This is a genomic window from Pseudomonas sp. SWRI22 (assembly GCF_014268395.2).
Classification (GTDB): domain Bacteria; phylum Pseudomonadota; class Gammaproteobacteria; order Pseudomonadales; family Pseudomonadaceae; genus Aquipseudomonas; species Aquipseudomonas paracarnis.
The window spans coordinates 795,305-820,465 of record NZ_JABWQK020000002.1 but is presented as its reverse complement, the minus strand read 5'-3'; the positions used below and the strand labels follow the sequence as shown (position 1 = coordinate 820,465).

Genomic DNA, 25,161 nt, shown 5'->3' with positions numbered 1-25,161 from the left:
TTGGGGCTGCTGCGCAGCCCAGCGCGAGCAAGCTCGCTGGCCACAACAAGCTCGCTCATTGCCCCAGGCGATCACAGTTGGCCCAGTATCGGGGTACTCACGCGCACATCGGCATTTTGCCCGCGATTGCGCAGCAGATGGTCCATCAACACGATGGCCATCATGGCTTCGGCAATCGGTGTGGCACGGATGCCGACGCACGGGTCGTGGCGGCCCTTGGTGATCACGTCCACCGGGTTGCCGTGCACATCGATCGAACGGCCAGGCGTGGTAATGCTCGACGTCGCCTTGAGCGCCAGGTGCGCCACGATCGGCTGGCCGGAAGAAATACCGCCGAGGATGCCGCCCGCGTTGTTGCTGAGGAAACCTTCAGGGGTCATCTCATCGCGATGCTCGGTACCGCGCTGGGATACGCAGGCAAAGCCGGCGCCGATTTCCACGCCTTTCACCGCGTTGATGCTCATCAACGCATGGGCCAGTTCGGCGTCGAGGCGATCAAAGATCGGCTCACCCAGGCCCGGTTTCACGCCTTCGGCCACCACGGTGATCTTCGCGCCGACCGAGTCCTGGTCGCGGCGCAACTGGTCCATGTAGGCCTCCAGTTCCGGCACCTTGTCCGGGTCGGGGCAGAAGAAGGCGTTGTCTTCGACGCTGTCCCAAGTCTTGAACGGGATTTCAATCGGGCCTAACTGGCTCATGTAGCCACGGATGACGATGCCCTGGGTGGCCAGGTATTTCTTGGCGATGGCGCCAGCGGCCACGCGCATGGCGGTTTCACGCGCCGAGCTGCGGCCACCGCCACGGTAGTCGCGTTCGCCGTATTTGTGGTGGTAGGTGTAGTCGGCATGGGCCGGGCGGAACAGGTCCTTGATCGCCGAGTAGTCCTTGGACTTCTGGTCGGTGTTACGAATCAACAGGCCAATGGCGCAGCCCGTGGTGCGACCTTCGAACACTCCGGAGAGGATTTCGACTTCGTCCGGTTCCTGGCGCTGGGTGGTGTGGCGGCTGGTGCCGGGCTTGCGGCGGTCGAGGTCGCGCTGCAGGTCGTCCAGGCTCAGCTCCAGGCCTGGCGGGCAGCCGTCGACAATGGCGACCAACGCCGGGCCATGGCTTTCGCCCGCGGTGGTGACAGTGAACAGCTTGCCGAAGGTATTGCCGGACATGCAGGGCGCTCCGTGAAATCAGTTGAATCAAGTCAACCGTAATAACTTAAGACGGCCAGTATACGCAGGCTAACCGACTAGTTCATCCTCGAAACCTTACCGGTAGACGTTGGTCCAACCGGCACCTCTCCAATGATGGCGCTATGATGCTGCGAGTTCTGCTGTTCACCCTCACCCTGTTCACCGCCGTGGCCCAGGCCGCCTCCCCTGTTGTCTTGCAACGCCCGATCAGCTTGGACACCGGCAGCGGCCAACTCTTTGGCTCCCTGCTGTTGCCGCAATCGGATAAACCGGTGCCGGTGGTGCTGATCATCGCCGGCTCCGGCCCCACCGACCGTAACGGCAACAGCGCCGACGGCGCGCGCAATGACAGCCTCAAGCGCCTGGCCTGGGTACTGGCCCGGCATAACATCGCCAGCGTGCGCTACGACAAGCGCGGCGTGGCCGCAAGCCTGGCGGCCACGCCGGATGAACGCAACCTGACCCTGGAGGCGTATGTGGCCGACGCCGTGGCCTGGGGCAAGTTGCTCAAGGCCGACAAGCGCATGGGCCCGCTGATTGTGCTGGGCCACAGCGAGGGCGCGCTGGTCGCCGCCCTCGCCGCGCCGCAACTTGAACCGGCCGGGGTCATTTCCTTGTCTGGCAGCGCCCGCCCGGTGGACCAGGTGATCCGTCAGCAACTGGCCGATCACTTGCCCCCTGCCCTGCTGCTGCGCAGCAATGAAATACTCGATCACCTCAAGGCCGGCCAGGTGGACGCCGACGTGCCGCGCCCATTGGAGGGTATTTTCCGACCCAGCGTGCAGCCGTATCTGATCAGCCTGTTCCGCGCCGATCCGTCGGCCGCCTTTGCGCGCCTGGACATGCCGGCGCTAATCATTCAGGGCACCAACGATATCCAGGTTGGCGTAGGCGACGCCCGGCAACTGAAGCAGGCCAAGCCCGACGCGCAGTTGACGGTGATCGAAGGCATGAACCACGTGATGCGCATCGTGCCCAATAACGTGAAGCAGCAACTGGCCTCCTACAATGACCCGAAACTGCCGCTGGCTGCGGAGCTGGGCCAACGTATCGTCAGCTTTATCGAAGGACTTCAACCCCGTTAAGCGGCAATTGGCCTCCAGTCCTGGGAAAAACGGCCGATAAGTCCAGAGTCGACAGTAAAAAGACTGTCGGCTCGCAGGGCTTGGACAGGATCGCGCCGCATGACAACCACCGAAACAACACCCGAATCTACCGCCGAGACTACGGCCGCAACCGAAGCTGGCGCCGCAGCGGCCCTGCCGTGGGCCGACGTTCACGCCGAACATTTCAAGATGCTGCGCCTGGCACCGCTGGCCACCGACCGCGCGACCGGCGCACGGCCGTTGCGCTTTGTGCAGTTCGGCTATGCCGAGCGCCATGATAAACACCACAGCCTGTTGCGCATGGTCATCCAGTTACCGGGCCAGCGAGTACGGCGCGAGCAGAACCACCTGGATATCTGGGTCGATCACGATAAACACCGCGTGCATTTCGGGCCCGGCAACAGCCTGGAAATCGAGCCGGCCAACCGCGGTATCGGGCGCTTCCTGGTGGCCCAAGGCGCCGCCTGGGCGAAGAAGAAGTGGTCACACTACCGCGTCGACGGCGTGGATCTGGCCAACAAGGACGCCCTCAACGAAGCCACGCGCCTGCGTCGCGATCACTTCCTGCGTATCCAGGGTTTCGATGTGGCCTACGCCGATGTGCAGCACCTCAAGGGCAATGTGCAACCCGGCAAGGTCAGCGACGTGCTGGACAGTTGGAACACCGAGAAAGTGCAGTTCGTGGAGATCCTGGAAGCCGCGCAGATGCTGCAACAGGCAGAGCAGAACCTGGCGGAGCAGGAAGTGAAGCTGCGCAAGGAAGAGGAAAAAGTCACCAAGTTCAAGCGTGAAGACAGCGGGCTGCGCTTTACCATCACCTGTCTGGTGGCGTTTACGGTGTTTCAGGCGGGGTTGTTGATCTGGATTGCCACGCACCGCTGATAGATTGAAATGCAATCAACATGTGGGAGCTGGCTTGCCTGCGATAGCGATGTATCAGTAGCACAAGTGCAAGCTGACCCACCACTATCGCAGGCAAGCCAGCTCCCACATTGACCGAGTTTCTGCAGTTATATCCGGGCAGCGAAAACGGCCTGGTGTTGGCGGCACTGCTCAGCCGTCAACATAAACACCCCATGCCCACCGCGCTTGAAGTCCAGCCAGGCGAAATCCACTTCCGGGTACAGCGCCTCGACATGCACCTGGCTGTTGCCCACTTCGACAATCAGCAGGCCCTTCTCGGTCAGGTGGTCCGCAGCTTCAGCCAGCATCCGGCGTACCAGGTTCAGGCCGTCGTCGCCGCAGGCCAGGCCCAGTTCCGGTTCGTGCTGGTATTCATCGGGCATGTCGGCGAAATCTTCGGCATCCACGTAGGGCGGGTTCGACACGATGAGGTCGAAGCGCTGGCCGGGTAGCCCGTCAAAACCATCGCCCTGCACGGTGTAGACCCGCTCGTCGACGCCATGGCGCTCGATGTTCTGGTTCGCCACTTCCAGGGCTTCGAAGGACAAGTCTCCCAGCACCACTTCGGCCTCGGGGAATTCAAAGGCACAGGCGATGCCGATGCAACCGGAGCCGGTGCACAGGTCGAGGATGCGTGCCGGCGGCTGGGCCAGCCAGGGTTCGAAGCGGTCTTCAATCAGCTCGCCTATGGGTGAACGCGGGATCAATACGCGTTCATCGACGATAAACGACATGCCGCAAAACCAGGCCTCCTTCAACAGGTAGGCCGTTGGCACTCGCTCATGGATACGGCGATGCAGCAAGCGCTGCACGTGGGAGATTTCCTCTTCTTCCAGGTTGCAATCCAAATAGCTGTCGGCGATTTCCCACGGCAGGTGCAAGGCGCCCAGCACCAACTGCCGGGCTTCGTCCCAGGCATTGTCGGTGCCATGGCCAAAAAACAGGTCTTCCCCATGGAAACGGCTGACAGCCCAACGGATATGGTCGCGCAAGGTGCGCAGGCGGGAAGTGATCACGGGGCAAGCTCCTGGAAAAAACGACTGGCGATTCTAACAGCCTTCACCTGTACCGACGATGTACGAAAAACCTGGCGCCGTACGTCGGATTTCATCGAATCTGCCCGCATTGTGTTAAACAGGCCTGCCTCTTGACATGGCTGCACGCCAGCAACGGCGTACCTTACGATAGTAGCGATTCACAGAAGCGCTCAGCCAGTGGACAATGTCGCAAAAGCCCCACTCACAGGAGCCCCAGAATGTCCGTTCCAAAGACGATGTTTCAACTCAGCGGTCGCGGTTACGCAGCAGCCAACCTCAATCATGCGACCCTGGTGATCATCGACGCCCAGAAAGAATACCTCAGCGGCCCGCTCGCCCTCTCGGGCATGGACGCGGCGGTAGAGAACATCAAGCAGCTTGTGACCGCAGCGCGCAATGCCGGGCGCCCGATTGTGCATGTGCGCCACCTGGGCACCGTGGGCGGCCTGTTTGACCCCCAGGGCGAGCGCGGCGAATTCATTCCGGGCCTTGAGCCTGAGGGTGACGAAACCATCATCGGCAAACTGCTGCCCAGCGCCTTCCATGGCACCGGCCTGGAAAAACACCTGCAAGACCTCGGCTCCCTGGACCTGATCGTCTGCGGTTTCATGAGCCACTCCAGCGTCAGCACCACCGTGCGCGCGGCCAAGAACCTGGGCTTTCGCTGCACCCTGGTGGAAGACGCCTGCGCCACCCGCGACCTGCCCTACAAGGGCGGTATCCTGAGCGCCGAGCATGTGCAGCAAACCGAAATGGCCATCATGGCAGACAACTTCGCCACCCTGGCGCTGGCCAAAGACTTGATCTGATGCTGCTGGCGGTGAGCGGTGTGTTTATTGCTCCGCTCATCCGCAAAGCCCTCTCATTTGGCGCATTTACCTCTCCCCCCGGAACAACCTGTGTATCTTCCGGTCGAAGGGCCGATACCCTGGAGGAAAGGTCGGAATGAAGATATCCGATGGTTTTGATGCTCGTCGCTTGCGCCCCAAGGGCCCGAGCAATTGGCGTCTGCGCCTGGTAGCGTGCATGGCCGCGTTGCTGGCGATAGTAGGCTTGTTGTTGGCAGGCGCTGGTGGCGCCGGTCTGTTTGGGCATTCGCCCGCCCTGGGCGAACTGAATGCCAGCCCGGGCGGCTCGGCACTCCTGCTGGGGATCGGCTTGCTGGTGCTGTGGTTGGGCGTGTGGTTGTGGCGTCGCAGCCGCCGGAAAATGCGCCAGCCGCTGTCGTTGAATATCGCCTCTCACCTGATGAAAAAGCACGACTGATGGCGCTTGGATAGCGTTTCCTGCGCCCTGGCCGCCGCGATTTAGGTAAACTGCCCGCCCTTCGCGGAGGCTGACATGCAAGACGACGATTTTTCCCTGTTCAAAAACGAGCTGCGCGGCGTCAAGCCGATCAAGCACGACCGCGCCGACACCGGCAAACCCAAGACTGACCGCGCGCAGATCGCCAAGCTGCGCCAGGCCGCGACCGTGCGCACCGATGCCACTACCGTGGACGGCCTGTCGGACCAGTTCGTGATCGACGTCGGCCCCGAAGATGAACTGATGTGGGCGCGCGACGGCGTGCAGGAAAGCCAGATGCGCAAGCTCAAGGCCGGCCAGATCCCGTTCGAAGGCAGCCTCGACCTGCACGGCATGACCGTGGAAAAAGCCCGGGAAACCCTCTGGGCCTTCCTGGCCGAAGCGACCAAATTCGAAATCCGCTGCGTGCGCGTCACCCATGGCAAGGCTGTGCGGTTGGACGGCAAGCGCCCGATGATCAAGAGTCACGTCAATACCTGGCTGCGCCAGCATGCCCAGGTGCTCGGCTTTACCTCCTGCCAGGCTCGTCACGGCGGTGCCGGCGCGGTGTATGTGATGCTCAAGCGCACCATGATGGAAGGGCGCGACGAGTAACAAGTGCCATCGTCAGGCTTGCAGCGATGTGTCCGCCACCGTAACCTTGCGCTTTGCGAAAATCCCACAGGTAGTTTCATGTCCCTGGAACAGAATTACACCGCGATCCTCGGCCAACTCGGCGAGGACGTGTCCCGCGAGGGCCTGCTCGACACGCCAAAGCGTGCCGCCAAGGCAATGCAGTATCTCTGCCGCGGTTATGAACAGACACTCGAGGAAGTCACCAACGGTGCCTTGTTCAGCTCTGACAACAGCGAAATGGTGCTGGTCAAGGACATCGAGCTGTACTCGTTGTGCGAGCACCACCTGCTGCCGTTTATCGGCAAGGCCCACGTGGCGTATATCCCGAGCGGCAAAGTGCTGGGTCTGTCGAAGGTCGCACGCATTGTCGACATGTATGCGCGCCGCCTGCAGATCCAGGAAAACCTCAGCCGCCAGATCGCCGACGCCGTGTTGGAAGTGACAGGCGCCCTGGGCGTGGCCGTGGTGATCGAGGCCAAGCACATGTGCATGATGATGCGCGGTGTGGAGAAGCAGAATTCGTCGATGATCACCTCGGTGATGCTGGGTGAGTTCCGCGAGAACGCGGCCACCCGCAGCGAATTTCTCAGCCTGATCAAGTAACCGGCTGGGCAGGAAGGAACCGGCGTTCATCGCCGGTTTTTTTTCGCCTGCAGAAATCAGGTAAGCTGCGCCCCCTCAGTCATGGGCAAGAGGTTTCAGCCATGTTCGTCAAAGCACTTCGAGTGGGCCTCGGCCACGTCATCATCGCGGGCGACTTTCTTACCCGCCCACGCAAAAAGCAACGCCCTGCCGAACAACAGGCCAAGGTCAATGCTGCGGCCAAGGACCTGACCCTGTATCAGTTCCACGCCTGCCCGTTCTGCGTGAAGACCCGTCGCACCCTGCACCGCCTGAATGTGCCGGTGGCGCTCAAGGATGCGAAGAACAACGAGCAGGACCGCCAGACCCTGCTGGAGCAAGGCGGCAAGATCAAAGTGCCGTGCCTGCGCATCGAAGAGAACGGCCAGACCACCTGGATGTATGACTCCAAGGTGATCATTGACTACCTGGACAAGCGCTTCGCTGCGATCTGAAGCCCGCGGCGATCAATGTAGGAGCGAGCTTGCTCGCGAAAAACGTCAACGATAACGGGGGCTGCCTGAATAAACGCGGTGCCTGTGAGTTCTTCGCGAGCAAGCTCGCTCCTACAGAAATCAGGTGGGTATTGCCAGGTCGAGATCCAACAGTGCCGAACCCAGGCACTTGCCGTGGGCGTCCAGGGCCAGCGAGCGGGTTACGCCGCCGCGCAGGATTCCCGGCAGGACGAAGTTCAGCGCCTGCACGTTCGGCAGCTCATGGCGCTGAACCGGTGCCGCATCGGGATCGCGTAAATCGGCAAAGAACTCGGCCACGCGCTCAGCCGTCAGCTGTTCACACAGCAACGGATAATCCTCGGCGCGATAGGCAATGATCGAGATGTTCGACGTGTCGCCCTTATCCCCGGTGCGGGAATGGGCCAGCCTGTGCAGTTTCATTCTTCAATCCTCGGTTTGACCGCTTCACGGGGCAACAGCAACGACGCCACCGCCACCACCTGACGCACGCTCTTGCTCGCCCCACCGCCCCCGGCCGGGCCGTTGGTGTAGAGGGTCTCTACTTCATTGCCGACCCGCACGGCGTCGCTGCGCTCGTCACAACGGGCGGCAACCCGCAGGCGCACTTCCCAAGGCTCGACGCTGCTGCGAGGGCCGTGCAATGAATCCATGCCGATCAACTCGGCACGCAGGTCCTGCATGTTGACCCCGATCAACGCGAGACGCTTGAGCACCACTTCCCGCGCCAACTCGGCCCGTGCGACAGCGCCAGGACCACCGTAGGACATCTGCCCTTCACCAATCCAACCGTCCAGATAACCGACGCTGACCTTCAGTTGATCAGGCCGGGCACGCCCACTGGCTCCCTGGGCACGCACCCGGTCCACGCCCTCCTCGACAAACCCCACCAGGGAAAAGTCGGCCGTCACATCCGGGGTCAAATAAGCTGCCGGGTCGTGAACTTCATAAATCAGTTGTTCGACGCAGGTCGCGCGGCTGACCCGCCCACCCGAGCCTGCCACCTTGGTAATCACTGCATTGCCGTCGGCGTCGATTTCGGCCAGAGGAAAGCCCAGGCGCGCCAGATCCTCCACATCCTTGAAGCCTGGATCGGCGAAATAACCGCCACTGACCTGCCCCGCGCACTCCAGCAAATGCCCCACCAGCGTGCCCCGGCCCAGTCGCGGCCAATCATCGAAGGCCCAGCCGAACTCGAACATCTGCGGCGCCAAGAACAGCGAAGGGTCGGCCACGCGCCCGGTGATCACCACATCGGCGTCGGCGCGCAACGCTTGAACAATGCCCTCCACGCCCAGGTAGGCATTGGCAGAAATCAACCGCTCACCCAATGCGCCTATGGTCTGGCCGTTATCCAGCAACTGCTCGGCAGACAAGGTATGCAGCACGTCATCCCCGACCACCGCCACAACCTTGAGGCCCAGGCCCAGCTCGCCAGCAATGCGCCGTACTTCACTGGCCGCCGCCAGCGGGTTGGCCGCGCCCATGTTGGTGATCACGCGCAGGCGTCGACGCCCCGTCCCCTGCCCCACAAAGGGCAAGACACGGCGCATGCGCTCAGCCAGCAGCGGGTCATAACCGCCTTGCGGGTCGCTGATACGCGCCTGTTGCGCCAGGGCGATGGTGCGTTCGGCCAGGCATTCGAAGACCAGGTAATCCAGGTCGCCGTGTTCGGCCAGTTCCACGGCGGGTTCTATACGGTCGCCGGAGTAGCCGGCGCCGGAGCCGATGCGCAAGGTGTTCATGTCAAATCACTCCCAGGAGCAACGCCGTCAGGGTCATCAACACCGAGGCGGCAAACAGGAAAGGAATGGTGAAGCGCTGGTGATCGGCCAGTTCGATCTTGCACAGGCCCACCAGCAGGAAGGTCGCAGGGGTCAGCGGGCTGACCGGGAAGCCGGTGGTGTGCACGCCCAGCAGCGAAGCCTGGGCCACCTGAAGCGGGTCGACGCCCAGGGCTTTGCCGACTTCGGCGATCACCGGCATCACGCCGAAATAGTAGGAATCGGGGTCAAACAACATGCTCATGGGCATGGACAAAAAGCCCACGACGGCCGGGATCAACTTGCCGTGGCCCGCCGGAATCTGCGCCACCGCCACTTCGGCGATGGCCTTGAGCATGCCGGTGCCTTGCATGATGCCGGTAAATACCCCGGCGGCGAGCAGGATACTGGCCATGGTCAGGGCGGTTTTCGCATGGGCGTCAATGCGCGCACGCTGGGCGTCCACGTTGGGATAGTTGATGCACAACGCAACCACGGTGCCGAGCATGAACATCACCACCGGGTCGACCCAGCCGGCGATCATCACCACCATCACCAGCACGGTCAGCACCAGGTTGACCCAGAACAACCGTGGACGGCGCAGCTTGATGTCGTTGTCGCTGAGCACTCGTTGCGGCACCGCCTCCACGCTGGAACCGGCGCCCAGGCCCAGGCGTTTTTCTTCGCGATGACCCAGCCACCAGGCGCAGGCGAAGACAAAGATCAGCCCGACGATCTGCACCGGGATCAGCGGCTGGAACAGGTCGGCCACCGGCACATGCAGCGCCGCCGACGAACGCAGCACCGGGCCGGTCCAGGGCAGGAAGTTGACGCCGGCGGCCATCGCACACACGCAGGCGAGGATGCGTTTATCAATGCCCAGCCGCGTATACAGCGGCAGCATCGCCGGCACCGTCACCAGAAAGGTCACCGCGCCAGAGCCGTCCAGGTGCACCAGCAACGCCAGGGTCGCGGTCCCCACCACAATCCGTGTAGGACGCGTGCCGACCGTGCGCAGGATGCGATCAATGATGGGATCGAGCATGCCCGCGTCGGTCATGATCCCGAAAAACAGGATCGCGAACACAAACATGCCGACCACAGGGGCGACGTTCTTGATACCGGTAATGATGAAGGCACTGGTTTGCAGGCCGAAGCCGCCGATCAGCGCAGCGATGATCGGCAAGGCGATCAAAGCCACCAGTGGCGAGAGGCGCTTGCTCATGACGGCAGCGAGCAGGCACAGGATGGTGATGACACCCAGGGTTGCGAGCATGGGTTACTCCAGGCGGCCTGGTTGGCCAGTTATTGTTTTCCCTGGAGTATTGGAAGCGGGTTAGTCTTTGTAAATTGGAATATTCGGCCTAGCTCGTTCGGAAAAACAAAATGAAGAACTCGATCCAGCACATCCAGGCGTTCCTCGCGGTGGCCCGCACTGGCAGTTTCACCAAAGCGGCCAACGAGTTACACCTTTCGCCGTCGGCCCTCACCGTGCAGGTGCAACAACTGGAAGACTGGCTCGGCGTCGCCCTGCTCGACCGCAGCCCGCGCCACGTGAGCATTACCGCTGCGGGCCAGGAGGCGCGCGGGCCCATGGAAAAACTGGTGCTGGACCTGGACAACATCGTCACCGGCTCCCGCGACCTCGCCGCCTTGCGCCGTGGAGTGGTAACCATCGCCGCGCTGCCCTCAGTCTGCGCTGGCGCCCTGCCCCCGGCCTTGCGCCTGTTTCGCGAACGCTTCGCCGGCATCGAAGTGCGCCTGCATGACCTGGTGGCCCAGCGCATTCACGCAAAGGTCCGCAACGGCGAAGTGGATTTCGGCATCGGCGTGCGCGCCCGCCTGAGCCACGGCCTGGACTTCGTGCCCGTGCTTAATGATCGTTTGTGCGCATTTGTGCCGTCAGGCCATGCGCTCGCCCGCCATCGCCAACTGACGCTGGAACAATTGGCGGACCAGCCGATCATCCTGACCGGGCGCGACAGCAGTGTGCGCGAGCAAGTAGACACGCTGTTCGATGAGACACGGCTGACGCTGAACGCCGGCATGGAGGCCAACTACATGTCGACTGTATTGGCCTTGGTGCGCCAGGGCCTGGGCATCAGTGTGTTGCCGGAGTCAGCGGCGGATAGCCTGGAAGGTTTGAAGCGGATCAGCATCGATCATCCCGGAGTGAATCGAGAGATCGGGTTGATCAGCCGTAGCGGGATGGGCTTGAGCCCGGCGGCGCAGCGCTGCTTTGAACTGCTCAACAAAGCACTGCCTGACACGCCGCCGCGCTGAATGTGGGAGCAAGCTTGCCTGCGATGCAGACACCTCGGTTTAGCCGGGGCACCAGGGTGACGCTATCGCAGGCAAGCCAGCTCCCACATAGGACCGAGGGAGTCAGTCGAGCATCGCCACGTACTTGGGATGACTGGCCACGCGCTGCAACCACGCCTGCACCGCCGGATACGGCGCCAGGTCAAAGCCGCCTTCATGGGCCACATGGGTGTAGGCATACAACGCAATATCGGCAATGGAAAACTGCTCGCCCACTAAATAAGGCGTGGCTTGAAGCTGACGCTCCATCACTCTCAAGGCCTTGTAACCGCCTTTGTGGGTGGTCTTGTATTCTTCCAGCCGATCCTCGGGCATGTTCAGGTAGAACTGAATGAACCGCGCCACCGCAATGTAGGGCTCGTGGCTGTATTGCTCGAAGAATTGCCACTGCAGGACTTGCGTGCGCAGGCGCGGTTCGGTCGGCAGGAATTCGCTGCCATCGGCGAGGAAGTTGAGAATCGCGTTGGACTCCCACAGGCAGGTGCCATCTTCGAGCTCCAATACCGGGACCTTGCCATTGGGGTTCTTGGCCAGGAACTCAGGGGTCTGGGTATCGCCCTTGAGGATATCGATATCGATCCATTCATACGGGATGCCCAACAGATTGAGCATCAATTTGACCTTGTATCAATTGCCCGACTTGTAATCGCCATAAACCTTGTACATGGGGCTCCCCTTTTTCGCCGCGCTGACCGAATGCTTGCGCCCACAAGGTGCGGGTATCGAAGGCTTGTTTCAAGGCGCCGTGCAGAATAAATCCCTTGGCCTGGGCCTTTCATCCCTTTTCGCCAAGATAATCGAAAACATTATTTGCTTTATTTGTATACAAAAGCATAATTCGCTTCGTGCGAGTTCCTGACCTTTTGGTCAACAAAGCCCGCCAGTACCTCAAAGCGCGGTTGCCCACTCATGTAACCGGCGCTGGAAATAACAATAAAACGATTGAGGAGTACTCGCTGTGGATAGCCGTAAAACCGAAGCCCCTACGTTGGATCTGGCCGCGCCCCGAGGCGGTTGGCTGGAGCGCCTGTTCAAACTGCGCTTGCATGGCACCACAGTGAAGACCGAGCTGATCGCAGGCCTCACCACCTTTATCACCATGGCCTACATCATTTTCGTCAACCCCAACATCATGGCCGATGCCGGTATCGATCACGGCGCGGCTTTCGTCGCCACCTGCATCGCCGCCGCGCTGGGCTGCCTGTTGATGGGCCTGTACGCCAACTGGCCAGTGGGACTGGCGCCGGGCATGGGCTTGAACGCGTTTTTCACCTACACCGTGGTCGGCACCATGGGCTACAACTGGGAAACCGCCCTCGGTGCGGTATTTGTCTCGGGTGTGCTGTTCATGATCCTGACGCTGTCGCGTATCCGCGAATGGTTGCTCAACAGTATCCCGGTCAGCCTGCGTCATGCCATGGGCGCGGGCGTGGGCCTGTTCCTGGGGGTGATCGGCCTGAAAACCGCCGGCATCATCGTCGACAGCCCGGCCACCCTGATCAAGCTCGGCTCCCTGCATGAACCCGCCCCACTGCTGGCGGCGGTGTGCTTCCTGCTGATCGCCATCCTCAGTTACCACCGCGTATTCGGCGCGATCCTGATCAGCATCATCGCCGTGACCCTGGCGGGCTGGGGCCTGGGCCTGGTGCATTACAACGGCATTCTCTCTACCCCACCGAGCTTGGCACCGACCTGGATGGCCATGGACGTGATGGGTGTGTTCAATGTGAGCATGATAAGCGTGGTATTTGCCTTTCTTTTTGTACACATGTTCGACACTGCCGGTACACTGATGGGCGTTGCCCAACGCGCAGGGCTAGTCAAGGCAGACGGCAAGATCGACAACCTGTCTCGTGCATTAAAGGCCGACAGTGCTTCCAGCGTGTTCGGCGCCATGGTTGGCGTGCCGCCTGTGACCAGCTATGTGGAAAGCGCTGCCGGTGTAGCTGCCGGCGGCCGCACCGGTTTGACTGCCGTGACCGTAGGCGTGCTGTTTGTGGCGGCGATGTTTTTCGCGCCGCTGGCCGGCATGATTCCCGCCTATGCCACGGCGGGCGCATTGATTTACGTGGCAATGCTGATGATGGCGAGCATGGCCCATATCAATTGGGATGAAGCCACCGACAGCATTCCGGCCATCGTGACCGCGATCATGATGCCGTTGACATTTTCGGTCGCCGACGGGATTGCCCTGGGCTTTATCACCTATGTGGCGTTGAAGGCCGGCACCGGCAAGTACCGTGAGATTTCCATCAGCCTGTGGGTGCTGTGCGCGATCTTTATCGCCAAGTTCATCTTTCTGTAGTTCAGGAAGGGCTGAAAAACCGCCTCACCTTAGGGTGGGGCTTTTGCACGTAAGGGAGAACTGTAGATGAACCTGGATACCTGGCTGTTGTTCAGCGGCGCTGCGCTGGTGGTGATCCTGATCCCCGGCCCGCTGTCATTGCTGATGATCAGCAACAGCCTCAACTTCGGCCTGCGCCGCTCTTACCCGGCGTTTCTGGGCGGCGTATTTGCTTCGATCTGTCTGCTGAGCGCCTCGGCACTTGGCCTCGGCGCGCTGTTGCTGGCATCCGAGCAATTGTTCAGCGCACTGAAGATCGTCGGCGCGCTGTACCTGTTCTACCTCGCCTGGCAAAGCTGGCAGCAATCGCGGCTGCCGAGCGCAGGCGCCGAAGTGCCACAGTCCCCGGCTGTGCCGCGCTTTGGTGCGTTGTTTGGCCGGGCCTTCGTACTGGGGGCCAGCAACCCCAAGGACATCCTGTTTTTTGCGGCCTTCCTGCCGCAGTTTCTCAGCGCCGAGCAGGCGTTTTTACCGCAATTATTGATCATGATCGCCACCTGGACGGTGCTCGACCTGTTGTGCAAGTTGGCTTACGGCTTGGGCGCCCATGGCGCCGCGCGGTATTTGCGCAGCGGTTCGGGCCAGAGCTGGTTCAACCGCACCAGCGCTGCGCTGTTTGGCGGCGCCGGTGCAATGGCTCTCATCAACGCTAAGGGTTCAATTTGACGAAATAGACAGTGGGGGCCAGTTGCCCCTTTGTGGGCCACTGAATGCCGGCCACAATCCGCACCAAGCGTTGTTCTTGCATCGCGTTGTCAACCGCCCTTAATAAAGCAGAGTCAGGGTGGGAGTTGATGGCTACCCGAACCCACTTGTCCGAAAGCTTCGTTCTCACGCTAATTCGCCCTGTCTCAAACCATTGGTAGGCCACGTAGTAAATTGTGCTCGAACGGGGATGAGTCACGACTGATTCAATACTGTTTTCTCCAAGAGGTAACCCTGGACGTCGCACAGACAAGTCCACAATGCGGTAACCCTGCTGCTCCAACACGGTTCTGACGGCGGCGCGCTCTGCTTCAAGCCTCTGCGTCCTGACCGGTCTGACAGCATATTGCAGGCTCGGGTCTAACGGATGAGGCGGTATGAAGTCGACACGCGTGAAGCCGGGCGCCTTGCCTTCAAAACCGATGTATAGATATTCGCTGCGACGTTCATTAGGTCGCAACATCCGCAGTAAATCATCCGTTTGACCGCTCCTCGCAGGAGGCGCGGGTAGCCATTCGTCCAGCGTCGCGCGGATGTCGAGCAAATGGCTTGCCGTGGCAGCCCGGGAAGGACCTGACAATTCAACCAACCTTATGACGGCAAACGTTCGAGCATCATTCGTCAGGGTGGGAAAGGCCATGGTCACATACTGCCTCAACGGCCTGTCGAACAGTGCCGGATGATTTTGCCACCCCCCTGAAGGCAGGCGTGATACGGGAATAGGCTGGTCGCGAATATCAGTGCTTGTCCAGCGCATGATATCGGTTAGCGCGGATCGCCCCGGTGGCTCATTTCGGGTGATAAACACCAGGCCGTTCAACGGTGCACGATCACCCTGCGGGAGCATCCGGTAGAAACCGCTGCTCGGATCCTGGATGGCGGTATAAGGAGGAGCCACGCGTAAAAACCTGGCATTGAGCTCAGAACCTCTGGGCCCCACGCCTACCTCAAACACGCCAGCCGCCGGAAAGTCCACAATTTGACTGGGTTGGACTTGAACACGCCAACTCAGCCAATGAGTATCCGTTGTACGTGACTGCACAATCCGATTCTCGGTAGCCGTACGCGTACGAGGGGGTTGCCAATCCGGCAATGGGGAAACGGGCCATGGGTTATGCACCCCGGAGCTGGGCCCAGGTTGTGGCGCATTCATGCCCAACAACCACTCTTTAGGCTCTTGAATGTTGATGACCAACTCATCCAGTCCCGGTTCCCGGCTATTTCGCAGGCGAAATACCTCTTCGCTTTCGCGCTGGTAAACCGGGTAATGGTGCGTATCGTCCGCTATGAACTGCTCACCGTTCTTGACATGCACGCCTTGCCTGCCCGGCCCTTTCAACGCTACGGCGCCCTCGGGCTTACCCTTGATTCTGAAACGGTCCAAGAGCTTCGATTGCGTCACCAGCGACGAAGACGCGCTGGGCAAATGACTACGTATTGCCATCGGCAAGCGACGGATACGACTCAGAACCTTCATCGGCGAACGCATACCTATGACCTTACCGCCCTTCACTTTGGGAACAGGTGCAAAGTCTGTCGCCAGTTCGACCGCCAGAAACAGGGTCATGAACGCCACATCCACGGCATCGTTAGGGTCGCCAAAGCGGTGATAGCGTCGGGCAGCCAACAGCAAATCATGGAAGTCGTTAGCCTTACCGAATAACGGAATCAAAATACCCAGCAACCCGCGCCTGGTGGCCTCGCTCTGCTCTTCAAGACGTTGAACCCGATAAGTCGCCAACATCCAGCTGGAGTTACTGACGGCTTGAACCCGCCCTTGCAGCTCCAGCGAGCTGGCCGCGTACAGCAGTGCCATGGCGTCACGGTAGGTGGTGGGCACCACCGCCAACCAGTTCGATGGTGCACTGGCAATCTGCTCGTGGATCAGCTCTTCGATTTCATTGACCGCTGGCGTAGGCTCAAGGTGCGTGATTTTGAATGAGCGGAAAAACTCATAGCTCCTCCACACACCTTCGAAGAATGAAAAACCGGCGAGGATATGGTCCACGTCATAAATCGAGCTGTTCTTGTTTGTTGCATCGACGTTATGGGCGATGGCCTCGAATGCCCAACCCGGTGCAACCTGTCGCGCCAGAACCTTAACGTAATCGGGCTCTGCAGCCATACGATTGAGCGCCGCCAGGGCTACTCCCACACTGGTGTATTCGCTGATGACCAAGGCTTGGGGCGCGGCCGGCCAGTAAACCACGCAGCGTCCGCTGGCCTGGTCCGCCATCACCACAATGCCTGCGATGTAACGATCATGCAGCATCGTGTGTCCTACCAAATGAACCACACTGAGCGTCAGCCGATGCCCGTTCTTTAACAGGTCTTCAGCCGTGCGGGCTGCCATTGCAACCTTGAACAGGCTCTGCGCCTGGGCGCTCAAACCCTGGGCGGCCGCTGAAAAAAGCTGCATCTGCGCGCAGTCCCGCAACGTGCGATTTATCAGCACAGGGATACGTTCTTCCCTCTGACCGCTCGCCCCCGCAGGGTAAAATGCACGGTGGGCCCGTATCGCGTAATGACCGCCGATATCCAGCGAAGACACGGTGTTGATCAGATAATCGGCGTTCAGTCGCTGGCGCCACTGCGGTTGCAGATAGCGGCCGCGTGTCAATCGCGGGCGTGTCCAGGGTGCTTGCGAGTCAAGGTTATGCAACGCCAGTTGCAGCATGCTGAACGTGTGGCGTTTGAGGCTGGGTGTCACGATGACTTTGCGATCGCCCGGCGTGCAGCGACTTTCGTGGCCACAAAAACTGCTGTAGGTGTCATCCGGCAAGTCGATCAACGGCTTGTCGATGTCCAGTTCCGGGTAAAAACCGTCTTCAGTCAAACGAGCGATCAATGCACTGCGGGCGAAGGTGTCCAGGTCAGGCAGGATCTGCACGAGCCCGCTTTCAGCGGCAGCGGCACTGCCCAGGTACCTGCGCTTGAGGCGTTGGAATTGTTTGAGCTGGGTACGCGTTGCGCTGGCCAGCCACGGTGGAGATTTTTTCATCTCAAGCGCAACTTTACGCAGCACGTCCACATTGGCCAACGCCTGGCTCAAGGCATGGTTGGGAGGAAACGCGAGATGTTGGTGCAGCTCGACCACCCACAACAAGCGGCTGACCATCGCATCCTTCACCTCGCCGAAAAGCCCCGCCATGCCACCGATGCGTTTGCTCAACCCTGCGTAGTACATCACCAGGTTTTTCAGCGAGAGACCCGTGGGGCTGATGTCGACAGGCTCGTAACGCACAGCCAGCGTGTTGCGCACCGCATGGGCGCGCAAGTCGTGGAGCTTATCCCGTTCGACACAACCCCATAACCTGGAATAGTCACTGCTGCCCAGTGTCGCTTTGAGCCCCTGCGTCAGCGCCTCCAGGCCGGAAAAAGCCATAAGCCCGCCATAGTCTCCAAACGCATACAACACCACCGGAATTGCGCCTGTCGGGTTTTTCAGCGCGGTCACTCGCGTCACCACCCACAGGTTATGCAGCGGATAGAAGGCATCCGGCGCGCTGCCCACCGAGACCGACAGCACCTGGGTTTGACTGCCAGGGCGTTTGCGCGCTGCAGGCTGGTCCAGCACTTCGCTAATCACGTCACGATGCGCCGTGGATATGAGCTTGAGCTGGTGTTGCAACTCAACCTCACAGCGCAATGCTTCGACCTGGGCGCGCAAAAACAGCGCAGCACGCCTGCGCCCTCCCCCAGGGCGCGCAAGCCAGAACGGCAAATCGAACAGTTGATGCTGCGCATCCTTGATCTGCGCGCTCAGCACCTGCGTGTGCTCCTTGCGCTGACGTTCGAGCGCCAACACCTGCTCAAACGCCGCGCTCTGCGCACTCGGATCATCCTGGTTAAGCAACGCAACCAGGCCTTTTTCATAGCGTTTGACCTGTTGCTCTGCCGTAAGCCGGGCCAGCTCGGGCATCGCACTGGCAAACAGGATTTCTGGCTGCCGTCGTTGCCGGTCCCAGGCAAGTAATTGGTCGCACACGTTGTGCAGCCGGGCGCTGCCTGCCAGCCGTTTGCGAGCTTGCTCGATCGAACGGAGAAAGGCCGTGGCCGACAACGTTTCAGGCCGCGGCCTGCTTGCAGCGAACACATGCGCATGATTGATCGCCAGCGCGCAGGCCAACTCATTCGCCCACTGGCCATCCAGCAATGCCCGGGCGCTCAGCGCCAACGCATCCTCCGTCACCGCCGCGCCACGCACGACAACGGAGGCTGGGCTCAGGTGATCGGGTCGGCATAATTGGTGACGACGCTTTAGTGGCAAGCATTGCCAGAGTTCATCGAACAGCGTCTGACTGGTCAACGCCAACAGGCCGCATTGAAGCGAGAAGAACGACGGGTACTCGTAAAAATGGCGGGCCACGCCCGGCAGGTAAATCACATGCGGCGCACCCTCGGGGTCGCCGTCTCGATAAATATGCAGTGCCCCGGGAATCGCGACTGCAGGCAAGCCTGGCCACATCAATTGGCTTACCCGCACGCTGGCCCAACTGCCCCCGGCGCGCTGGCGCGCCTCGGTGTCGGGGGCATCCACCAGTTGCTGGACCAGGGTCATTCCCGCAATGGAAATCTCATCCAGTTGCCGTGCCATGAAAGCCTGCTCGGCAAAAGCTGCGGCGTATGATTCGGCCCAGCACTCCTGACGTGTGTGCCACGATCCATGCGCCAAGGCCTGCCAATATTCCGTTACCGCTTGAGGCAGCCGCTCCAGCAGGTTCATCGCGATCATGCGTCGCAACACCTGCAAAGGCGTATACGGCAGCCGACGGTTTGGATCGCCTTTGACACTCAAGGAGGTGAATTGATTGAGGTTTTCCGGTACCGAAGGCAATGCCAGCGACAGCAGCGCCCGGTCGGTCAAAGTGTCAACTTTGGCGACCGCTCCCGGCAATGCCGCCTGGGTAAACAGCAGGCTGTCGGGGTCAATTTCAAATTCCTTGCGCAGCGCGGCACGAATCACTCCCAGAACCCGGGGCGCATGACCTATCAAGCGGGCGAGCACTCTGGTCGACTGGAAACACCGCCGGTCGGCCTCCGCGAGCTGGTTGATCAGGCGGCCGGGCTGGGGATGAGTGTTGATGCGCCGAGTCAGTTGATCGCGCATCTGCTGCACGCGTTCGGCAGTGATATCCGGATCATCTGAATAGATGTTGCCGATGGCTGAAGTCATGGTGCTTTCTTCTTGATGGAAGGACAAACACCAGCCTAGGCAGCGTCGCGGCTCAAAAGGCGTTAGATAATTGAACACACCACGGGCGAAAAAAAGCCCGCAGTGTGCGCGGGCGAAACCAACGAAGAGCATTTGGGGGTATGAAGCGAGGTGACGACTCAGCTACCGCGATAGGTGGAATAGCTGTAAGGCGAAATCAACAGGGGTACATGGTAATGCTCTTGCTCGGCGCTGATGCCAAAGCGTAGTACCACTACATCCAGGAAAGCCGGCTCCGGCAGCTGCACGCCACGGGCGCGGTAGTAATCGCCGGCGTTGAATTGCAGCTGGTAGACACCGCTGCGGTAATCGTCGCCTTGCAACAGCGGCGCATCGCAGCGGCCGTCGCTGTTGGTGGTGGCGGTAGCGACCAGCTCAAGCTGCGCACCTTCGACGCGGTACAGCTCAACCTTGATTGCGCTGCCGGGGCAACCGTGCGCGGCGTCCAAAACGTGTGTGGTCAAACGTCCCATGGCTTTTATGCGCCTCCCGAAGTCAGTCATAGAGAAACCCGCACTCTTTCAGGGCAGTGAAAAAGCCGGCGATGGCTGATTAAGACATTTTCAAAGAAAATTGTACACAATAAATTTCACAGCGCTTCAATCCCCTGTAGGAGCGAGCTTGCTCGCGAAAAACGCCAACGATAACGCGGGCTCCCAGGATGAAAAGTGGCGCCCTCAGGTTATTCGCGAGCAAGCTCGCTCCTACAGTGGGCTTTTTGATCTTAACCTGACCACTCAGGCAAGTTTCTTGCAGAGACCCGTAGAGAGCCCGTTCAGAAAAAATGCAGAAATGCAGGCTTACAAAGTTTGCAATAAGTTGTATACAATCACTCATCGCTGTGACGCCACTCAGTCATTCCACTGCCCGGACGCCACACACACCTGCTACCACGAACAAGAAGGAAGACTGCAGTGAGCGCTGACTACCCACGCGACCTGATCGGTTACGGCAGTAACCCTCCTCACCCCCACTGGCCGGGCAAGGCACGCATTGCGCTGTCGTTCGTACTCAACTACGAAGAAGGCGGCGAGCGCAACATTTTGCACGGTGACAAAGAGTCCGAAGCCTTCCTCTCGGAAATGGTCTCGGCGCAACCGCTGCAAGGCGAGCGCAACATGAGCATGGAGTCGCTGTACGAGTACGGCAGCCGTGCCGGTGTGTGGCGCATCCTCAAGTTGTTCAAAGAATTCGATATCCCGCTGACCATCTTCGCTGTGGCCATGGCCGCCCAGCGGCATCCGGATGTGATCCGCGCCATGGTCGCCGCCGGCCACGAGATTTGCAGCCACGGCTACCGCTGGATCGACTACCAGTACATGGACGAGGCCCAGGAGCGCGAGCACATGCTCGAAGCCATCCGCATCCTCACCGAACTTACCGGTGAACGCCCATTGGGCTGGTACACCGGCCGCACCGGCCCCAACACCCGTCGCCTGGTGATGGAGGAAGGCGGCTTCCTGTACGACTGCGACACCTACGACGACGACCTCCCCTACTGGGAACCCAACACCCCGAACGGCAAGCCGCACCTGGTAATCCCCTACACCCTGGACACCAACGACATGCGCTTCACCCAGGTGCAGGGTTTCAACAAGGGCGATGACTTTTTCGAGTACCTCAAGGATGCCTTCGACGTGCTGTACGCAGAAGGCGCCGAAGCGCCGAAGATGCTATCGATCGGCCTGCATTGCCGCCTGATCGGTCGCCCGGCACGCCTGGCCTCGCTCAAGCGCTTTATTGAATACGTCAAAAGCCATGACCATGTGTGGTTCACCCGCCGCGTGGACATCGCCCGTCACTGGCACCAAACCCACCCTTTCCCGGGAGCGGCGAAATGACTGCGTTCCAGACCCTGAAACCTTCGACCTTGAGCCGCGACGCCTTCGTCCAGGCCTTTGCCGATATCTATGAACACTCGCCATGGGTGGCCGAAAAGGCCTTCGACCTGGGCCAGGACGCGTCGATCGACCAGATCGAAACCCTGCACCAGCGCATGAGCGATATCCTGTTGAGTGCTGATCACGCCTCGCAACTGGCGCTGATCAATGCTCACCCGGACCTGGCCGGAAAAGCTGCCGTCCAGGGCCAACTGACCCAAGCCAGCACCGATGAACAAGCGGGCGCGGGTATTCACCAATGCACGGCCGAAGAGTTTTCTCGCTTCACCGAGCTGAATGAGGCCTACAAAGCCAAATTCAAGTTTCCCTTCATCATGGCGGTAAAAGGCAGCAACCGGCATCAGATCCTCGCCGCGTTCGAAACGCGCATCCACAACTCGGCAGACACCGAGTTCAAGTGCGCGCTGGACGAGATCAACAAGATCGCGTTGTTCCGCTTACTGACCCTCTAGCAGTCCATCCCCAGCCACTCTATCTAAGGCAGACAAGAAGAATGAAAGCTTACGCCGTACCTTTCGAAAAGTTCGTCAACCTGGCCGACGCCCGCCTGGGCACCAAGATCATCTCGGTGACCGATGACTGGTTCGCTGACGCCAACCGCCTGTTCCAGCCGACCCCGGCCGTGTGGAAGGAGGGCGTTTTCGATGACAACGGCAAGTGGATGGACGGCTGGGAGTCACGCCGCAAGCGCTTCGAAGGCTACGACAGTGCGGTGATCCGCCTGGGCGTGCCGGGTTCGATCAAAGGCGTGGACATCGACACTTCATTCTTCACCGGCAACTTCCCGCCGTCGGCTTCCCTGGAAGCCTGCTTCCTGGCCTCGGGCGAGCCGGATGCCAACACCCAGTGGGTGGAAGTGCTGTCAGCCGTCGAGCTGCAAGGCAACAGCCACCACTACCACGAGATCAACAACGACCAAGCGTTCAGCCACCTGCGCTTCAACATCTACCCGGATGGCGGCGTGGCCCGTCTGCGTGTGTACGGCGTGCCGTTCCGCGACTGGTCTTCAGTGGGCGACAACGAACAGGTCGACCTGGCTGCCGCGCTCAATGGCGGTCGTGCCCTGGCCTGTTCCGACGAACACTTCGGCCGCATGAGCAACATCCTCAACCCGGGCCGCGGCATCAACATGGGCGATGGCTGGGAAACCGCACGTCGTCGCACGCCAGGCAATGACTGGGTGATCGTCGCCCTGGGCCACCCGGGCGAGATCGAGAAAATCGTGGTGGACACCCTGCACTTCAAGGGCAACTACCCGGACACCTGCTCGATCCAGGGCGCCTTCGTGAAAGGCGGCACCGACAGCCAGATCGAAACCCAGTCGCTGTTCTGGCGCGAACTGCTGCCGGCGCAGAAGCTGGAAATGCACGCCGAACACACCTTCGCCGAGCAGATCAAGGCGCTGGGGCCGATTACCCACATCCGCTTGAACGTGTTCCCGGATGGTGGTGTGAGTCGCCTGCGCGTCCTGGGCAAGGTCGCCAAATAACACCCGATCGTCCCCACGCTCTGCGTGGGGATGCACCCCGTGACGCTCCGCGTCACACAGCGGACGCAGAGCGTCCAGGGCAGCGTTCCCACGCAGAGCGTGGGAACGATCTATAGACAAGACAAGAAGACAGCCATGCGCACACTGATGATCGAACCCCTGACCAAAGAAGCCTTCGCCCCCTTCGGAGACGTTATCGAAACCGACGGCAGCGATCACTTCATGATCAACAACGGGTCGACCATGCGCTTTCACAAACTGGCCACGGTCGACACCGCGAAGCCGGAAGACCACGCCATCATCAGCATCTTCCGCGCCGACGCGCAGGACATGCCGCTGACCGTGTGCATGCTGGAGAGACACCCGCTGGGCAGCCAGGCTTTCATTCCGCTGCTCGGCAACCCCTTTCTGATCGTGGTCGCGCCACTTGGCGATGAACCTGTATCGGGCTTGGTCCGCGCCTTCGTCACCAACGGCAGGCAGGGCATTAATTACCATCGCGGCGTCTGGCACCACCCGGTGCTGACGATCGAAAAGCGGGATGACTTCCTGGTGGTTGATCGCAGTGGCACAGGCAATAACTGCGATGAGCATTTTTTCAAAGAGGATGAGCGTTTGATCCTCGCCCCCCACCAATAAGAGAAGGTCTGATCACCCGACAACAAGGGTGACAGGCGAGAGGTAAAGACTGTGGAAGCACATCTGTTGGAATGGCTGAACCTGAGCGTGCGCTGGGTTCACATGATCACTGGCGTCGCCTGGATCGGCGCTTCTTTCTACTTCGTCTGGCTGGAAAACAACCTTAATCGCGTCAACCCCAAGAACGGCCTGGCCGGTGACTTGTGGGCGATCCACGGTGGCGGTATCTACCACCTGGAAAAATACAAACTGGCCCCGCCGACCATGCCGGACAACCTGCACTGGTTCAAATGGGAAGCCTATTTCACCTGGATGTCGGGCGTCGCGCTGCTGTGCGTGGTGTTCTACCTCAACCCGACGCTGTACCTGCTCGCCCCCGGCAGCAGCCTCAGCGGCACCGAAGGCGTGTTGCTGGGCATCGGTTCACTGTTCGCCGGCTGGTTCATCTACTCCTTCCTCTGCGACTCGGCCCTGGGCAAACGCCCTGCCCTGCTCGGCTTGATCCTGTTCGTGCTGTTGATTGCGGCGGCTTACGGCTTCAGCAAGGTGTTCAGCGGCCGCGGTGCCTACCTGCACGTGGGTGCGGTGATCGGCACGATCATGGTGGGTAACGTGTTCCGTATCATCATGCCGGCCCAACGCGCGCTGGTGGCGGCCATCGCCGAGAATCGCACGCCCGACCCGGCGCTGCCGGCCAAAGGTCTGCTGCGCTCACGCCACAACAACTACTTCACCTTGCCGGTGCTGTTCATCATGATCAGCAACCACTTCCCGAGCACCTATGGCAGCCAATACAACTGGCTGATCCTGGCCGGTATCGCGGTGGCAGCAGTGTTGGTGCGCCATTACTTCAACACCCGGCATGACAGCCAGAAGTATGCGTGGACCTTGCCCGTAGGCGCCTTGGCGATGATCAGCCTGGCCTACGTGACCGGGCCCAAGCCGGCTGAACCGATTGCCAAGGCACCGGCTGCCATCGAGTACCAACCCCTGCCAGAAACCGCACTGGGCGGTGGCTTGAAACCGGCCGCGCCGGCCGCGCCTGCCGCACCCGCCGCACCCGCCGCTGAACCGGCACCGGCCCAGGCCACCACGGACTTCGGCCAGGTGCACCACGTGATCGAGCAACGCTGCACCGTGTGCCATTCGGCCAAGCCCACCAGCCCGCTGTTCAGTACGGCACCGGCTGGGGTGATGTTCGACACACCGGCACAGATCCAGCAGCAGGCGGCGCGGATTCAAGCGCAGGCCGTGGCCAGCCAGATCATGCCGCTGGGCAACATTACCCAGATGACCCAGCAGGAACGGGATTTGATCGGCGCCTGGATTAATCAGGGGGCCCGTACCAACTGACTGTTTCACACCGTTCCCATGTGGGAGCTGGCTTGCCTGCGATAGCGGCAGATCACCAACATTTTCGGTGACTGACACACCGCCATCGCAGGCAAGCCAGCTCCCACAAGGGAGATCAGTGATGGTTTGAAGATTAAGTTTCATCCGGCAATTGAATGCCAAACAACACAAAAATAAAAAGATTCG

Annotated in this window: 23 protein-coding genes; 15 read left to right on the top strand and 8 right to left on the bottom strand. The window is 60.5% G+C overall.

Features of this window, described 5'->3' with window-relative positions; all coding sequences use genetic code 11:
• Positions 1-71: 71 nt before the first annotated feature.
• Positions 72-1,163: a chorismate synthase gene (aroC, locus tag HU730_RS21085; protein WP_003192786.1), complete on the bottom strand. Its 1,092-nt coding sequence runs from the start codon at positions 1,161-1,163 to the stop codon at positions 72-74.
• Between the two features lie 143 nt (positions 1,164-1,306).
• Here aroC and HU730_RS21080 point away from each other — a divergent pair, with 143 nt between their 5' ends.
• Both HU730_RS21080 and HU730_RS21075 read left to right on the top strand, forming a co-directional pair.
• Complete coding sequence (locus HU730_RS21080; protein ID WP_019818577.1) at positions 1,307-2,269, top strand: alpha/beta fold hydrolase; 963 nt, start codon at positions 1,307-1,309, stop codon at positions 2,267-2,269.
• A gap of 99 nt (positions 2,270-2,368) precedes the next feature.
• Positions 2,369-3,172 carry a hypothetical protein gene (locus HU730_RS21075; RefSeq protein ID WP_034126144.1) on the top strand — a complete coding sequence of 268 codons (804 nt, stop codon included), beginning with the start codon at positions 2,369-2,371 and terminating at the stop codon, positions 3,170-3,172.
• Between the two features lie 128 nt (positions 3,173-3,300).
• On the opposite strand, the gene prmB is transcribed toward HU730_RS21075, so the two are convergent.
• Positions 3,301-4,209 (bottom strand): 50S ribosomal protein L3 N(5)-glutamine methyltransferase, encoded by a 909-nt coding sequence (gene prmB / locus HU730_RS21070; RefSeq protein ID WP_186527479.1) that lies wholly within the window; start codon positions 4,207-4,209, stop codon positions 3,301-3,303.
• Positions 4,210-4,448: 239 nt separating this feature from the next.
• On the opposite strand from prmB, the gene HU730_RS21065 reads away from it, so the two are divergent.
• The 5 genes from HU730_RS21065 (at position 4,449) to HU730_RS21045 (ending at position 7,226) form a co-directional block, all read left to right on the top strand.
• Positions 4,449-5,039, top strand: coding sequence for a cysteine hydrolase family protein (locus HU730_RS21065; RefSeq protein WP_057977001.1), 591 nt, complete (start codon positions 4,449-4,451; stop codon positions 5,037-5,039).
• Positions 5,040-5,175: 136 nt separating this feature from the next.
• Positions 5,176-5,496, top strand: coding sequence for a hypothetical protein (locus tag HU730_RS21060; RefSeq protein ID WP_014719281.1), 321 nt, complete (start codon positions 5,176-5,178; stop codon positions 5,494-5,496).
• A 75-nt stretch (positions 5,497-5,571) separates the two neighbouring features.
• Complete coding sequence (locus tag HU730_RS21055) at positions 5,572-6,129, top strand: Smr/MutS family protein (protein WP_003192796.1); 558 nt, start codon at positions 5,572-5,574, stop codon at positions 6,127-6,129.
• Positions 6,130-6,207: 78 nt separating this feature from the next.
• Complete coding sequence (gene folE, locus HU730_RS21050) at positions 6,208-6,753, top strand: GTP cyclohydrolase I FolE (protein ID WP_014719282.1); 546 nt, start codon at positions 6,208-6,210, stop codon at positions 6,751-6,753.
• 101 nt (positions 6,754-6,854) lie between these two features.
• On the top strand, positions 6,855-7,226 hold the full coding sequence (locus HU730_RS21045) for a glutathione S-transferase N-terminal domain-containing protein (protein ID WP_020302241.1): 372 nt from the start codon (positions 6,855-6,857) through the stop codon (positions 7,224-7,226).
• 120 nt (positions 7,227-7,346) lie between these two features.
• On the opposite strand, the gene HU730_RS21040 is transcribed toward HU730_RS21045, so the two are convergent.
• From HU730_RS21040 to HU730_RS21030, 3 genes are read right to left on the bottom strand one after another with little or no spacing between them, the layout of a single operon-like run.
• On the bottom strand, positions 7,347-7,667 hold the full coding sequence (locus HU730_RS21040) for a hypothetical protein (protein WP_034126142.1): 321 nt from the start codon (positions 7,665-7,667) through the stop codon (positions 7,347-7,349).
• Complete coding sequence (locus HU730_RS21035) at positions 7,664-8,989, bottom strand: acyclic terpene utilization AtuA family protein (protein ID WP_186527478.1); 1,326 nt, start codon at positions 8,987-8,989, stop codon at positions 7,664-7,666. Before HU730_RS21035 ends, HU730_RS21040 begins: the two co-directional genes overlap by 4 nt.
• A 1-nt stretch (position 8,990) precedes the next feature.
• The gene (locus HU730_RS21030; RefSeq protein ID WP_186527477.1) at positions 8,991-10,283 is read right to left on the bottom strand and encodes a citrate:proton symporter; all 1,293 of its coding nucleotides are present in this window, start codon (positions 10,281-10,283) and stop codon (positions 8,991-8,993) included.
• 110 nt (positions 10,284-10,393) lie between these two features.
• Between HU730_RS21030 and HU730_RS21025 the strand changes: the two genes are divergently transcribed.
• A complete protein-coding gene (locus HU730_RS21025) occupies positions 10,394-11,290 on the top strand; it encodes a LysR family transcriptional regulator (protein WP_034126139.1) in 897 nt (298 codons plus the stop codon).
• 102 nt (positions 11,291-11,392) lie between these two features.
• On the opposite strand, the gene HU730_RS21020 is transcribed toward HU730_RS21025, so the two are convergent.
• Positions 11,393-11,941, bottom strand: a complete 549-nt coding sequence (locus tag HU730_RS21020) for a glutathione S-transferase family protein (RefSeq protein ID WP_254914143.1) — start codon at positions 11,939-11,941, stop codon at positions 11,393-11,395.
• Between the two features lie 346 nt (positions 11,942-12,287).
• Here HU730_RS21020 and HU730_RS21015 point away from each other — a divergent pair, with 346 nt between their 5' ends.
• A complete protein-coding gene (locus tag HU730_RS21015) occupies positions 12,288-13,634 on the top strand; it encodes an NCS2 family permease (protein WP_034126137.1) in 1,347 nt (448 codons plus the stop codon).
• Positions 13,635-13,700: 66 nt separating this feature from the next.
• The gene (locus HU730_RS21010) at positions 13,701-14,339 is read left to right on the top strand and encodes a LysE family translocator (protein WP_034126136.1); all 639 of its coding nucleotides are present in this window, start codon (positions 13,701-13,703) and stop codon (positions 14,337-14,339) included.
• Here the strand turns inward: HU730_RS21010 and HU730_RS21005 are convergent.
• Together HU730_RS21005 and uraH are read right to left on the bottom strand one after the other, a co-directional pair.
• The gene (locus HU730_RS21005; protein WP_254914142.1) at positions 14,323-19,686 is read right to left on the bottom strand and encodes a DUF6543 domain-containing protein; all 5,364 of its coding nucleotides are present in this window, start codon (positions 19,684-19,686) and stop codon (positions 14,323-14,325) included. The two genes, HU730_RS21010 and HU730_RS21005, sit on opposite strands and share 17 nt — an antisense overlap.
• A gap of 26 nt (positions 19,687-19,712) precedes the next feature.
• Entirely contained in the window at positions 19,713-20,096 is a 384-nt protein-coding gene (uraH, locus tag HU730_RS21000) for a hydroxyisourate hydrolase (protein ID WP_169918711.1), read from the bottom strand.
• Between the two features lie 411 nt (positions 20,097-20,507).
• Here uraH and puuE point away from each other — a divergent pair, with 411 nt between their 5' ends.
• The 5 genes from puuE (at position 20,508) to HU730_RS20975 (ending at position 24,975) form a co-directional block, all read left to right on the top strand.
• A complete protein-coding gene (puuE, locus tag HU730_RS20995) occupies positions 20,508-21,434 on the top strand; it encodes an allantoinase PuuE (RefSeq protein WP_054896335.1) in 927 nt (308 codons plus the stop codon).
• Positions 21,431-21,946: a 2-oxo-4-hydroxy-4-carboxy-5-ureidoimidazoline decarboxylase gene (uraD, locus tag HU730_RS20990; RefSeq protein ID WP_014719293.1), complete on the top strand. Its 516-nt coding sequence runs from the start codon at positions 21,431-21,433 to the stop codon at positions 21,944-21,946. The genes puuE and uraD overlap by 4 nt, the downstream gene beginning before the upstream one ends.
• Positions 21,947-21,987: 41 nt before the next feature.
• Positions 21,988-22,983: an allantoicase gene (gene alc, locus HU730_RS20985; RefSeq protein ID WP_017137848.1), complete on the top strand. Its 996-nt coding sequence runs from the start codon at positions 21,988-21,990 to the stop codon at positions 22,981-22,983.
• Between the two features lie 135 nt (positions 22,984-23,118).
• Complete coding sequence (locus HU730_RS20980; RefSeq protein ID WP_014719295.1) at positions 23,119-23,622, top strand: ureidoglycolate lyase; 504 nt, start codon at positions 23,119-23,121, stop codon at positions 23,620-23,622.
• 51 nt (positions 23,623-23,673) lie between these two features.
• Positions 23,674-24,975 carry a urate hydroxylase PuuD gene (locus HU730_RS20975; protein ID WP_186527476.1) on the top strand — a complete coding sequence of 434 codons (1,302 nt, stop codon included), beginning with the start codon at positions 23,674-23,676 and terminating at the stop codon, positions 24,973-24,975.
• Positions 24,976-25,161 lie beyond the last annotated feature (186 nt).